This is a genomic window from Chryseobacterium sp. B21-037 (assembly GCF_028570785.1).
GTDB lineage: Bacteria > Bacteroidota > Bacteroidia > Flavobacteriales > Weeksellaceae > Chryseobacterium > Chryseobacterium proteolyticum.
In genome coordinates this window covers 2,212,804-2,225,637 of the sequence record NZ_JALGCB010000001.1, presented here as the reverse complement: position 1 = coordinate 2,225,637, position 12,834 = coordinate 2,212,804, and the positions used below count along the sequence as shown (strand labels likewise).

11 protein-coding genes and 2 pseudogenes are annotated in these 12,834 nt (G+C 34.9%); 8 read left to right on the top strand and 5 right to left on the bottom strand.

Annotated elements, in window-relative coordinates:
- Positions 1–11 precede the first annotated feature (11 nt).
- From MTQ00_RS09750 to MTQ00_RS09715, 8 genes are all read left to right on the top strand, one after another.
- Positions 12–875, top strand: a complete 864-nt coding sequence (locus MTQ00_RS09750; RefSeq protein WP_273648649.1) for a DUF58 domain-containing protein — start codon at positions 12–14, stop codon at positions 873–875.
- A gap of 38 nt (positions 876–913) precedes the next feature.
- Entirely contained in the window at positions 914–1,810 is an 897-nt protein-coding gene (locus tag MTQ00_RS09745) for a hypothetical protein (RefSeq protein WP_373428024.1), read from the top strand.
- Positions 1,803–2,795, top strand: coding sequence for a VWA domain-containing protein (locus MTQ00_RS09740; protein WP_273648648.1), 993 nt, complete (start codon positions 1,803–1,805; stop codon positions 2,793–2,795). The genes MTQ00_RS09745 and MTQ00_RS09740 overlap by 8 nt, the downstream gene beginning before the upstream one ends.
- Positions 2,795–3,802 carry a vWA domain-containing protein gene (locus MTQ00_RS09735; RefSeq protein ID WP_172279541.1) on the top strand — a complete coding sequence of 336 codons (1,008 nt, stop codon included), beginning with the start codon at positions 2,795–2,797 and terminating at the stop codon, positions 3,800–3,802. Before MTQ00_RS09740 ends, MTQ00_RS09735 begins: the two co-directional genes overlap by 1 nt.
- A 96-nt stretch (positions 3,803–3,898) precedes the next feature.
- Positions 3,899–4,648 carry a tetratricopeptide repeat protein gene (locus tag MTQ00_RS09730; protein ID WP_228456973.1) on the top strand — a complete coding sequence of 250 codons (750 nt, stop codon included), beginning with the start codon at positions 3,899–3,901 and terminating at the stop codon, positions 4,646–4,648.
- Complete coding sequence (locus MTQ00_RS09725; RefSeq protein WP_172279539.1) at positions 4,648–6,381, top strand: BatD family protein; 1,734 nt, start codon at positions 4,648–4,650, stop codon at positions 6,379–6,381. The genes MTQ00_RS09730 and MTQ00_RS09725 overlap by 1 nt, the downstream gene beginning before the upstream one ends.
- 43 nt (positions 6,382–6,424) lie before the next feature.
- Entirely contained in the window at positions 6,425–7,027 is a 603-nt protein-coding gene (locus tag MTQ00_RS09720; RefSeq protein ID WP_172279537.1) for a MarC family protein, read from the top strand.
- Positions 7,028–7,032: 5 nt separating this feature from the next.
- Positions 7,033–7,227: a hypothetical protein gene (locus MTQ00_RS09715; protein ID WP_172279535.1), complete on the top strand. Its 195-nt coding sequence runs from the start codon at positions 7,033–7,035 to the stop codon at positions 7,225–7,227.
- A gap of 814 nt (positions 7,228–8,041) precedes the next feature.
- Here the strand turns inward: MTQ00_RS09715 and MTQ00_RS09710 are convergent.
- From MTQ00_RS09710 to MTQ00_RS09690, 5 genes and pseudogenes are all read right to left on the bottom strand, one after another.
- Positions 8,042–9,015, bottom strand: a pseudogene (locus tag MTQ00_RS09710) (chorismate-binding protein).
- 185 nt (positions 9,016–9,200) lie between these two features.
- On the bottom strand, positions 9,201–9,629 hold the full coding sequence (locus tag MTQ00_RS09705; protein ID WP_172279531.1) for a PaaI family thioesterase: 429 nt from the start codon (positions 9,627–9,629) through the stop codon (positions 9,201–9,203).
- A gap of 15 nt (positions 9,630–9,644) precedes the next feature.
- A pseudogene (locus tag MTQ00_RS09700) lies at positions 9,645–10,240 on the bottom strand (1-acyl-sn-glycerol-3-phosphate acyltransferase).
- A gap of 310 nt (positions 10,241–10,550) precedes the next feature.
- Positions 10,551–12,266 (bottom strand): PspC domain-containing protein, encoded by a 1,716-nt coding sequence (locus MTQ00_RS09695; RefSeq protein WP_273648644.1) that lies wholly within the window; start codon positions 12,264–12,266, stop codon positions 10,551–10,553.
- 11 nt (positions 12,267–12,277) lie between these two features.
- Complete coding sequence (locus MTQ00_RS09690; protein WP_089027279.1) at positions 12,278–12,607, bottom strand: PadR family transcriptional regulator; 330 nt, start codon at positions 12,605–12,607, stop codon at positions 12,278–12,280.
- Between the last annotated feature and the right edge of the window lie 227 nt (positions 12,608–12,834).

Here is a 12,834-nt window from a genome sequence, read left to right as displayed (position 1 = left end):
TCTAGTATTGTATGCAGATAAAAGATATTGTAAAAAAAGTAAAACAAATAGAGATCCGTACCCGAAAGAAGACGGAAGCTACTTTGATGGGACAATATCACAGTGCTTTTAAAGGGCAGGGGATGACCTTTTCAGAAGTCCGGCCTTATCAGTTTGGAGATGAGATCAGAAGAATTGACTGGAATAAAACAGCCCGTTTCCGTGAGCCTTTTGTAAAAGTGATGGAAGAGGAGCGGGAACTTACTATGATGATTTTGGTCGATATTTCAGCTTCCATGGATTATGGGACAAAAACCCAGTTAAAGAGAGAATATGTGGCGGAAATCGCTGCCAGTCTGGGTTTCTCAGCGGCTGGAAATAATGATAAAGTTGGCCTAATCCTGTTTGCTGATAAAGTATACAAAGTCATTCCGCCGCAAAAAGGAAGAAAGCATATCCTTTCTATTATCAGTAATATTTTAACCGCAGATTATGTTCCTGCTGTTTCGAAAATAGATAAAGCTCTGGAATATATGATGGGCATTTTCAAGAGGAAATCCTTAGTGTTTCTTTTTTCTGATTTTGAAGATGCTTATGATTCTAAAATGCTTAGGGTGACCTCTAAAAAACACCAGTTGTTAGGAATGAGGATTTATGATGAAAAAGATAACGAGATTCCGGATGTAGGCTATGCATTATTTTATGATTCTGAAACAGGGAAGCAGGTTTGGGCCAATACTTCAAATGCAAGATGGAGATATACTTTTGCTGAAGCCCAGAAACAGAAAGTAAGGGCCATAGAAGAGGATTTTGCCAATAGTTCTGCCAGTTTTATGAATGTAGCTGCAGGTGAGGATTATTCAAAACTATTGTATAATTATTTTCAGAAGAAATAATTGAATTAAAGGGGCTTACAGCCAAAATTGAATTGAAATTGAAAAAAATACTTTTTATATTATGTTCTCTCATCTGTGTTAATGCTTTTTCACAGATACTTTCTTCGCACCTCGAAAAACAGACACTGGCTTTGGGAGAGGTTAATCACTTTGTGATCAAAATTGATAATCTCAATAATCAGCCGGTGGGTGCAGCTCCTAAAAATGAGCTCCTGCCTTTTCATTTTGAAGAGGTGAAGGACAGCATCGGAACGAATGCAAATACTTATGAAAGAAAGATAGAATTTGCGGTTTTTGAAGAGGGAAAATTTACTATTCCGGTATTGGAATTTAAAGTGGGAGATAAAATCCTAAAGACCATTCCCTATGAAATAGATGTTATTAATACGGCTCAAAAAGGAGATCAGATTAATGATATCATGAAGAATAAGGAAGTAAAACTGGAAACCAGGGATTACTGGGAGCTCTATAAATGGTATATACTGGCTGCTTTGGCATTAATTGCATTGATTATTGCGATTATTATGTACCTTAAATGGGGCAGGAAGTCAAAAAGTGAGCCGGTTGTAGCAACAAACCAAACGTTGAAAGAGCTGGATTCACTTAAAAAGAAAAAATATATAGAAGAAGGCAATTACCGTTCTTTTTATGTAGAACTTATTGATATTTCCAGGAAGTTTATTACCAAACAATATCATTTACCAGCTGATGTATTACTTACGGATGATCTGGTGAATCTTATGAAACAGAATAATACCATATCTCTGGAAAATGAAAAGATAGTGGAAGAGGTATTTTTCAGAGGAGATCTGGTGAAATTTGCTAAAACATTCCCCGATCAGAAGACCATGGAAAGGGATCTTGCAGATATCAGAGAATTTGTAAAAAGATCTTCCAAAGATCTTGAATTTGAAAACTTAAGAAAGGATGTTTAATTTCGAGTTTTATAGTCCGTGGTTTTTGCTGCTTTTCCTGTTGTTTATTCCCCTTTTATTCAGGGATGTGAGCAAACAGAAGAAAAAAGGTATAAAAGTACCTACTGTAAAAAATATGGATAACAGCGGTGGTATTCTTGCTGTGCTTTTTTTACTTAAGATTTCAAAATATATCATACTTTCGGCACTTATTATTGCGATGGCAAGGCCAAGGACCTTTACGATTTCACAGGATAGAGATGATACAAAGGGAATTGATATTATGATGTCCGTAGATGTGTCTTTAAGTATGCTTGCTAAAGATTTGACTCCCGACCGTCTAACGGCACTTAAAGATATTGCTGTAAAATTTGTTGAAAAAAGGCCTAATGACAGATTAGGGCTGGTTACCTATTCGGGAGAGGCATTTACTAAGGTTCCTGTAACTTCTGATCATCAGGTGGTCATCGATGAATTGAAAAATCTCAATCCATTGGAGCTTCAACCCGGAACTGCTATCGGTGAAGGGCTTTCCGTAGCGGTGAATCACTTAAAAAACAGTAAGGCAAAGAGTAAGATTATTATTCTTATGACAGATGGTGTGAATACGATCGAAAATGCTATGCCTACACAAGTTGGTGCTGAACTGGCTAAGAATAATAACATCAAAGTCTATTGTATAGGAATTGGAACGAATGGATATGCACTGATGCCTACCCAAACCGATATTTTCGGAGATCTTGTATTTACCGAAACTGAGGTGAAGATAGATGAACCTGTTTTAAGGGAAATTGCTCAGACTACGGGAGGAAAATATTTCAGGGCTACATCAAACAGCAGTCTTGAAGAAGTGTATGATGAAATCAACCAATTGGAAAAATCTGATGTAAAGGTTTCCAAGCTGTATAATTACCAGGAGTATTTTAAAATATTTCTTTGGATCGCTTTGGGAATGCTTGTTATGGATGCATTGTTAAGATGGATGTTTTATAAATTTTTGAGCTGATGGATTGGTATTTAGGAAATTATTGGTTTTTGTTGTTGCTGTTGCTTTTGCCGCTGCTCGGATTTTTATTGGTTCGCTATCTTAAATGGAAGAATAAAAGGAAAATCATCTTTGCAGATCATAAGTTTCATGAGGAGCTTTTCGAAAAAAAATCAGGCTTTACAAAGATTTTCCCGACGCTGTATCTATTAGGAACATTATTTTTAATCTTTGCGATCATCGATTTATTAAATGGTTCTGAGGAAATCAAGACCAATCAGAAATTGAATAATGTCATTTTTGTTTTGGATGTTTCCAATTCGATGAATGCGGAAGACATTAATCCTAACCGCTTGACTGAAGCAAAGAACCTCATGATCAATACCATGCAAAAAATGAGAAGCGATAAAGTGGGGATTGTAATTTTTGCAGGCGAAGCTACTTCCATTATGCCTCTAACCACAGATTATACTTCTGCTGAAACCTATATTAACGCTATTGAAACGAGTTCTATGCAAATCCAGGGAACGGATTTCCTGAAAGCCATGCAGGCAGCCGTGAATAAGTTTAAAAATGTAAGTAAGGGAGCCCGTAAGATTGTTTTACTAAGTGACGGTGAAGACAACGAAGGAAATGATAACGCTGCGATAAAGCTTGCCAATAAGGAAGGGATTATGGTAACATCCGTGGGGATCGGATCCGACGAAGGCGCTCCTGTTCCGGAATATGTTTTCGGACAATTGATGGGATATAAATCCGACAGGACCGGAGAAACTGTTATTTCAAAAAGACAGACCGGCGCTTTGAAAAAAATGGCTGAATCTACCGGTGGATCATATATTGACGGAAATAACGTTAATGAAGCTCCGGACAGGATTATTGATGCGCTGAATAAAAAAATGTCATCATCAGAAACCCTTGTGAAATCGCAAAACGCCAATCACTACTATCAGTACTTTTTAGGGGTATCTATATTGTTTTTTTTCTTAATTTACATTTTTAATCCAAAGAGAGATTTTAATGTTTAATTTTCTCCATTTTTTCCAGTATTTTTAAAAGATACTTTAACCGAATTTTAACAAATAAAAGCCTGTTTATTAACATATAAAGGAATAATTTTGCATATGATGAATACTAAAATCATTTTTTTATCGTTTATAATTGCTTTTCTCACATCAAATTCCCTGTTTGCTCAGGAAAATTACAGAACATTGGTGTATGAGGGCAATCAGAAATTCAACGGTAAAAATTATGATGGAGCATCTTCTAAATACATGGAGGCTATAAAATCCAATGATAAAGATTTTACGGCCCATTATAATTTAGGCAATGCGTTGTATAAAAGTAAAAAATATGAAGAGGCAAGGGTTGAATTTGAAAAAGCACAAAAGCTCTCTCAAACCCTGCCGGATAAAGCAGCGGCTCTTTATAATTTAGGGAACACTTATATGCAGACAAACCAGCCGGATAAGGCAGCAGAATTGTATAAGCAATCCTTAAAACAGGACCCCTATAACGAAGCTACTCGAAAAAATTATGAAATTGCGAAGTTGAAGGAAAAAGAAAGCCAGGAAAAGAAGAATCAACAGAATAAATCTGGAAAAGGCGGTGGCGGCAAAGACCAACAACAAAATGATGATCAGAAAGGTAATCCAAAAGATCAAAAGCAAGACCAAGGTAAAGGCCAGCAAAATCAGGGAGAAAGCCAGCAGGGAAATAACCCTGACCAGAAGAAGAATAATGAAGGCAAAATGCCCAAAAATCTTGAAAACGCAATATTAAATAAAGTAAGCGAAAAAGAAAAAGAAACCGCCAGAAGAATTTTAAATAAAGATTCTTATTCGATGCCCGAAAGCAACGAGAAAGATTGGTGATGCAACATAAACTGATTTACATAATACTTCTATTGACTTCCGTAATTTCTTACGGACAGGTTAATATTTCCGTAACTCCTGATAAAACGGATTATAGCAGCAAGGATATTGTAAATCTCACCATCGTTCTTGAATTGAACGGGAGTGAATATAACCAGCAGACTCCACTGCGTTTACCCGACTTATCCAAATTCAATATGGTTGGGAGCGGATCTGTTAGCAGTGGCTATATGGATCCCGAAACCAATACGGTTATTACACAATACGTGACCCGGGTAGCTTTGGAGCCTAAACAAAAAGGGAAAGTAAAAATCGGTTCCGTACTGGTTACCATCAACAATAAAATCTATAAAACCGAACCGTTCGATATTTTTGTAAGGGATGTGGAGAAAAAGTCCGTAGCCAGCGCTTCAAATGATGTATATCTTAATATGGAAATTGAAGACAGGGAAGTATATCAGGATCAGCCCACCATTGCTGTATTAAAGGTTTATTCCAGAAATATTGATAATTTCAGAAGGGTAAAAAATATTCGTCTTCCCAACCAGGGAAACATCAATGTTCACGCAATTAATTTCAACAGATCTGAAATTGATCCTTCTGACTATGGAAATATGGCTTCACAGGTTTTAGCCATGTTTATGATATTCCCTAATGAAGCAGGATATGTGGAAGTTCCTTCTGTTTCAGCCTCATTAAGCAGCTATGCCAATAAAAATAAAATACTTTCCAATAAAGTAAAACTTAATGTAAAAAGATTGCCTGAAGGCTCACCGGAATGCTTTAAAAATGCAGTAGGAAACTTTAACGTGAGTGTTTTTAATGCGACTAAAGAAAAAGTTGAAGTTAAAAAACCGTTGAATGTGATCATAAAGGTTTCAGGAGAAGGGAATTTAACGGATATGAGTTTACCTACGATTGCGGAATCTCCGGACTATGAAGTTTTTAAGCCTAAGATTACAACTAAGGTAGTTCCCGGATTAGCAGGGATTAAAGGTGAAATTCTGGCAAATTATGTTGTTATTCCTAAGAAAGCAGGACCCATCTCAATTAAAACGGAACAGTTTGCATTCTTTAATCCGACAAGTAAAGAATATGTAGACCTGGGACAGGAAACATTATCGGTAAACGCTTTCTCCCATGACCAGATCATGGAAGCCCGATCTACGGTTGAAAGAGTAAATGAGTACACAAACAGTCTTTTAGAAACGGTAAATACACCAGTTCTTAAGACGACAACGTTTAAAGTTAAAGAAAAGAATAAGTTTCACTGGAATATTCTTTTAACGAACATTGCTATTCTTCTTACTTTGTTTGTTCTATATCTGTTATTCAAGACTTGGCAAAAAAAGCGTAAATTGATTAAAGAAACTGTAGCTGTAAAACCTCTGGGATCTGTAGCGGAAACAGAAAAGGAGATACGACAAAGGCTTAAAACTGATGTTAATGATTATTTCAGTTATCTGGAAAATCTTAAAGACAGTGAGGATTACCAGAAATTCTTTCAGACGGTTGATGAACTGGATGCAGAAGTAAGGAAAGAGTATTTCCAGGGCTCTTCAAAAGATTTTGTGAGTTTCCTTGAAAGCTATAAAGGGGTGGCTGTTGCTGAAGAATACAGAACTTTATCACAAAAGATCCAGATAGAAAAGTTCTCTCCTGTGAAATCATCAGAAGGAATGGATGAGCTGTTGATCGCTATTGTTAATTTGTATTCAAAGATTAGCAAATAGTTATTTATTTTTCATATTTTTGCGAAATTATTAAATACGAAAGATGGAAATTTTTGATCAGTTTTCTTTGAAAGAAGTTCTAACCTGTTTTATGGTTCTTTTTGCTGTTATTGATATTATCGGGTCGGTTCCTATTGTTGTAAGTCTTCAACAGAAATTCGGACAGATTGAAGCGGGAAGGGCATCAATTACAGCAGGGATTATCATGATGGTTTTTTTATTTGTAGGAAATAAAATCCTCAAATTCATTGGAGTGGATGTTAATTCCTTTGCCATTGCCGGGGCATTTGTCATTTTCATTATTGCTATAGAAATGATCTTGGGAATTGAAATCAATAAAACAACGGAGGCCAAGTCAGCATCTATTGTTCCTATCGCTTTTCCTCTTGTTGCAGGAGCAGGAACATTAACGACGACTTTATCCTTGAGAGCTGAATTTCATGATATTAATATTATCTGTGGAATAATTCTCAATACAATTTTCGTATATTTGGTGCTGAAATCAGCTAAGTGGCTGGAGAAGAAAATGGGAGAAGCTACATTAGCTGTTCTACAGAAAGTTTTCGGTATTATCCTTTTAGCTATTTCAATTAAATTATTTACCGCTAACTTTGCCCAATTGGTGCAAAACTATTTTAATTTTTAAGAATTATGCAGAAGTTTTATAAAGTATTTTTAATACTATTTATCGTTTTCATCGCAATTAATCTTTACGCGTTGGACTGGCAGTCAGAAGTTTTATCTGAAGATAACCTAAAGTTTGTTTTTTCAATTGCTTCCGCGGTGATCGGTCTCATTTTACTTTTCGTATTGAATACCTGGAGTAAGATAGGAGTAAAGAAATAATCTTTTTTAAATAAATATAAAAACCACTTTCAATAAAATTCGAAAGTGGTTTTTTATTTCCTATATTTTATGGATTGTGCTGAAGCCTATTTTTCCTGATTTACTAAAGTAAATATGGGCTTTAAAATTAAAGGTGAATACTGTATTGCATAACCAGCTAATAATACGATCATTAGAAATACAATAGCTTTTGTAATTTTATTACTTCTTTTTAACATCATTTTGTTTTTTTGTTTTATTAGTCACATCAGATCTCAGGATAATAGCAAAGCCTTATCTTAAGTACATATGTTAGTTCAATCAGTTATGGATATAGTTTGAACTACATTTTTTGAATTTCAGTAAAATTTGCGAAAGTGAGGAAGGATATTAATGAAATAAGAGCATCAGGGATCTTCCTCCTATGATAATAGATAGATTTTTTCATTCATTTGTTTTATGCAAAATTACAAAAAAATAAATGAATCGTATTTTATTTGTTGATTATCAAATGTTTATATTGTTGTTTGTAGATGTTTTATTAGGAAAATTTCCAATAAATCATATAATTGAATATTAGTTTTTAATTTAACCTAGCAATTACACAATAATTTATTTAATTTTCAAAAACTTTTGATCTCTTAGTAAGCGATTACTTAATGTATTCGTTTTTAACCCTTGATCAACATAGGATTTATGGGTAGGTCCTAAAGAAAAGTATCTGGTAGTAGCCTTCAGGATAGGGTGGCTTTCGTCTTGGTTTTATACGAACTGTTGTTCTTGTTATAAGCAACAACAAAGAGCGCCATATTCTTATTTGTGTGAAGGTTCGGATTTAAGAAATCATCAGATTTTTTAAAACAGCTTCAGATTTTAATTCTGTTTCCTGCCATTCTTTTTCAGGATTGCTTTGTGCCGTAATTCCACCCCCTACAAATAAATGCACTGAGTTACTATAAAGTTTTGCACATCTTAAATTCACAAAATACTGTATGGTTTCTTCAGTCTCGATTTTGATATACCCGGCATAAAATTCACGGGGGAATTTTTCATATTCTTCGATCTTTTCCCTGCAGAAGTCTTTAGGGATTCCACAAACGGCAGGAGTAGGATGCAGCTCTTTAATGATATGGTCTACATCTTCAGGTTTGATCTTTGCTTTAAAATCCGTTCTGAGATGTTTAATATTTCCTGAAATATGATCATATGTTGCAGATCTTTCTATATGACCCAATATGGCATACTTCTCAAAAATATCCTGAATATAGTTTGAAACCGGTTTTTGTTCCTCAATTTCTTTTCGGACCAGGTTTCAGACACCGGTAGTGTGCCTGCCAGACTCATCGTTTCAAAAGTATGGGTAGTTTTATCAAACTTTCCTAATACCTCTGAAAAAGCTCCCATCCAGGAATTATCTCCATTCACAAAAACATATCTGAAAGCATTGGGATAAGCATTGCATAGATTTTTAAAACTTTCTTTTACATTGATTTCAGAAAAGTTTTTAATAATTTTTCTTCTCGAAAGAACAATTTTTGGGAGATTGTTTTCTCTGATTACTTTAATGACTTTGTCCAGTTTATCCAGATACTCATCTTTAGTTTCGCCGGTATAACCATCGGGATCGCGGGGTAAAGAAAATTCTGTGATTGTACGATTATGAAAATCTTCTGCTTTGACTTCGATGATATCACCTTTGAAACGGAGATGGCCTGAGTTATGAAATGGATAAACGGTTACTGAATTCTTTAAAGATTCTTTATTGGTGGTATATAGCTTTTCGTTGAAAGGAAATTTGAAGTAAATCATGAGTCTGCTGCTTTTAGAAAAATGCCTAGGAAAAATAAAAATGTTAAGCTGCTTTTCCGTTATGCAAAGGTATTGTTAGTCTTAGAAACGTCAAAATCAATTGGATTGTTTTTTGAAATTCTTGCGCTATATCATAAAAAAGACTCAAATATACTTGAGCCTTTGTATTTTTATTAGTAATGAAATTACCGGTTGATGATGTTATTGGTCATTGTGGTGTGGTTGATGAGTTGTCCTTTTTCGTCACGGATCTCAATTTCAGAAACATGCATTGTTTTTCCTTTTCTTATGAAACGTGCCGTGCCGGTAATAATTCCATCTTTTTTGCTTCTTAAGTGGTTGGAGTTGATGTTGGTACCGACACCATAGTATTTCTCACCATCGATAAAAATATTGGACAGGCTTGAACCCAACGTTTCCGCTAATACACAACTTGCTCCGCCGTGGAGAATTCCAAATGGCTGATGTACTCTGGGTAAAACCGGCATTGTTGCCGTAAGGACTTCGTTTTCCTGATCAATATCGATAAATTTTATTTCAAGTGCTTTTGCTAAGGTTTCTTCACCCCAGTTGTTAAGAAAGTTCAATAACTCCTCTTTGGTCATATCTTTCATATAGCGGTAATTATTTTATGATTGTGCTCCATTTTCTGTTCCCATGATATTGGGATTCCAGTTGGCAGGAACTTTCGGGACAATATCATTTTTATATAATAATTCTGGATCTCATCCATAATTTCTGAAAAAGGAGCCGAAGCAATTCTTTCATAAGGGATCGTATATCCGAGATAAATAATCTTCCTTTTAAAATCCCCGGCAGCCAGAACAATAGGAACTTTTGCAGCTAAAGCCATATGGTAAAAACCTTTTCTCCATTTCGGAACCCAACTTCTGGTTCCCTCGGGAGTAATAACCAAACTGAAATCTTCCTTTGCAAATTGCTTGGCAACAAAATTAACAAGATCATTTTTCTGACTTCTGTCGATACCAATTCCTCCCAGACCTTTCACGATTCCGCCATACCATCCTTTGGTATGAGCATCTTTAATGATTATCTTCAATGGCTTTTCCAAAGACCAATAAGCAAAATTCCCTAAAATGTATTCCATGTTATGGGTATGAGGTGCTACTACAAGAATACACCTGTTAAGGCTGTTGACGTCGCCCTGAAGCACGACTTTCCAACCCATCAGTTTCAACATTATTTTGCCGATTAGTTTTTTCATAGATTTCGTATTAAAACAGAAAAAGTATAACCAAAAGGTTATACTTTACAAATATATTGAAATATTATCGCTCTTAAAATAAACCGCTGATTAAATCTACGATTTTCATTATAATTTCTAATGCTACTTGTACCATGGTTGAGGTTTTTTTAATTGATTTGGTTATGAATTAAATAACTATACGAAGGTATGACAATTTTTTAACATAAAGAACTAATAAATAATATTTTTTGTCACTTTTGAAAGAAGAAGAGTGTGAATTTCAAACTGTTGTCTTCCATTCACACCTTCTGCCACTCTCTGCAGTTTATTATTTGGTTTTTATGGAAATTTCGTCTTTTCCATCCTTGATCTGGATGTCTACTTTACCTTTTTTCTTGATGTCAGACTTTACGGAATCCATTATCTTTTCTGCTTTAGAGTTTGGAACTTTTTTTCCGTTGATAATGATGCTATCCTTATCATTGGAGTTGTACTCTATAGTAGAACCATTAACGGAGATCTTATTTTTCTCGATTCTGATATTTGCCTGATCATCATCAGAATTTTCATCATCGTCATCTATTCCGTCACCGTTCAGGTCCCCGTCGAAATTAATTCCGTCTTTTTTGATTGGAAGTACCACTACATTCTGTGGAACTACAAGCTCATATTCTATACTGTAATCTCTGAAACGATGTTCATATGGATATTTGATGTAATTAGGAAGTATCACCTTGTTATTTACAACTTCTACAGGAACACTTACGTTTAACGGGATATTATATCCTCTTGCTTCTTTTTTAATGATTAAGTAAGGGGTTTTTATATCGGCTTTTCTTGTTACGTCAACATGGATCCAGTTCTTTTTGAAAACGTTTACTTTATCTGAGTAAAGGTCATCGTCATATCCAAGGAAGTTTTGTGGAATAACAATTTGTTTAAGGTCTACATAAACACTATCTGATGTTGTATTGATAGATACCTCTTCGGTGTCTTCTTTGTGGCCTTTTAGAAACATGTCTTTTCTTGCCATACTCACTCCAAAATAAGTAGATAATGCGATCAATCCAAGGAATAATGCTCCCAAAACCCAACCCGTATTTCTTAATTTTGTTTTAGGCGAAATTAATTTGATACTTAATAAGGCAAATAACAGGGCAGGAATTAAACTTCCTAAAATGATCATGGCCATAATGGTATACTTCATTCCGTCATTGTCGAAATAGAAATTCATTTCGTTAATAGGAGGGAAATCATTAGTTCCCATAAATCCGAAGACTACAAATACTCCGATCAGACAAGAAAAAGAGATCAGTGCGAAGATTCCTCCAAGAACATATCTCACTACGTTCCATATCCCGCTTCCTGCATTATTAATGTAAGGTTTGTTTTCGATGTATATTTCTCCGACTCTCTGAGTAGATTCGTTGGCAAATTGTACCAGCTTATTCGATTCATTTTTAAGATTGTCGAAGTTCATAGGCTTTCCCTTCATTTTCAAAAAATCTGCAGCAGTTTCTGCTTTGGGAAGTACGATCCACAGAATAATATAAAGTAATGCAATAAGTGAAGAGGATATAGCAGCTGTAAATATTCCCAGGATAAATACTCCAAGCCAGATTGCTCTCATGGCAGTAATATCCATTCCTACATAATGGGCCAGACCTGCACACACACCGGCGATCTTTTGTCTTTCAGGATCACGGAATAATTGTCTTTTGTCTGAATATTCTGCGCCTGAGTGGCTTGTTCTTTTAGAGTTTTTCTCTGAATAATATGCTTCTTCCTGTTCTTCGATTTTTTCCGGTGTTCCGATTTGTGCAATTACTCCTTCTACATCAGTATCGTTGATAACTTCTCTTTTTCCTAATGAATCTCTGAAGATTTCAACCATTCTTATTTCTATGTCATGCATTACCTCATCTGCTTCTGAAGCATCCAGAGAGCTTCTTAGTGCATTAAGGTAATCGCTTAGCTTTATGTATGCGTGTTCCTCTATTGTAAAAGAAAAACCTGCGAGTCCTATTGAGAGTGTCTTGTTCATAGCTTTGTTTTTTAATTTTTTTGAGTGATTTGGTTTACTGAATCTGTTAATTCGTTCCAGGTATTGAGAAGTTCACCTAAAAACAACTTTCCTTTTTCTGTAATCTGGTAGTATTTTCTCGGTGGGCCTCCTGTTGATTCTTCCCATCTGTAAGAGAGAAACTCACCATTTTTTAATCTTGTTAAAAGAGGGTAGAGTGTGCCTTCTACTACATCCAGTTTTCCTTTTTTTAGTTCATCTATAAGGTCGGAAACATACATTTCACGATGATTGATAAGACTTAAAATACAGAATTCCAGAATCCCTTTTCGCATTTGCGCTTTGGTATTTTCAGTATTCATCTTAATAAGGTTTTAATTAGTTATATTTAGAATCCGGTTCCTAGCTAGTTGAACCTATTCTTATTTTACATTACAAAGATATGTAATTAAAATGGTATTATGCAATACAAAGTAGTGGAATTTTTATTTACTTTTATTTAATTAACTGATTTTCAATTAAATAAATTTTATCTATTTTTTTAAGAAAACTAAAATCAATTAAAATAGAAGATAAATGATGGTCATTC

Coding starts and splice junctions, on each gene's coding strand:
- MTQ00_RS09750 (WP_273648649.1), top strand. CDS start 12: ATGCAGATAAAAGATATTGTAAAAAAAGTAAAACAAATAGAGATCCGT.
- MTQ00_RS09740 (WP_273648648.1), top strand. CDS start 1,803: ATGTTTAATTTCGAGTTTTATAGTCCGTGGTTTTTGCTGCTTTTCCTG.
- MTQ00_RS09735 (WP_172279541.1), top strand. CDS start 2,795: ATGGATTGGTATTTAGGAAATTATTGGTTTTTGTTGTTGCTGTTGCTT.
- MTQ00_RS09730 (WP_228456973.1), top strand. CDS start 3,899: ATGATGAATACTAAAATCATTTTTTTATCGTTTATAATTGCTTTTCTC.
- MTQ00_RS09725 (WP_172279539.1), top strand. CDS start 4,648: ATGCAACATAAACTGATTTACATAATACTTCTATTGACTTCCGTAATT.
- MTQ00_RS09720 (WP_172279537.1), top strand. CDS start 6,425: ATGGAAATTTTTGATCAGTTTTCTTTGAAAGAAGTTCTAACCTGTTTT.
- MTQ00_RS09715 (WP_172279535.1), top strand. CDS start 7,033: ATGCAGAAGTTTTATAAAGTATTTTTAATACTATTTATCGTTTTCATC.
- MTQ00_RS09705 (WP_172279531.1), bottom strand. CDS start 9,629: ATGAAAGATATGACCAAAGAGGAGTTATTGAACTTTCTTAACAACTGG.
- MTQ00_RS09695 (WP_273648644.1), bottom strand. CDS start 12,266: ATGAACAAGACACTCTCAATAGGACTCGCAGGTTTTTCTTTTACAATA.
- MTQ00_RS09690 (WP_089027279.1), bottom strand. CDS start 12,607: ATGAATACTGAAAATACCAAAGCGCAAATGCGAAAAGGGATTCTGGAA.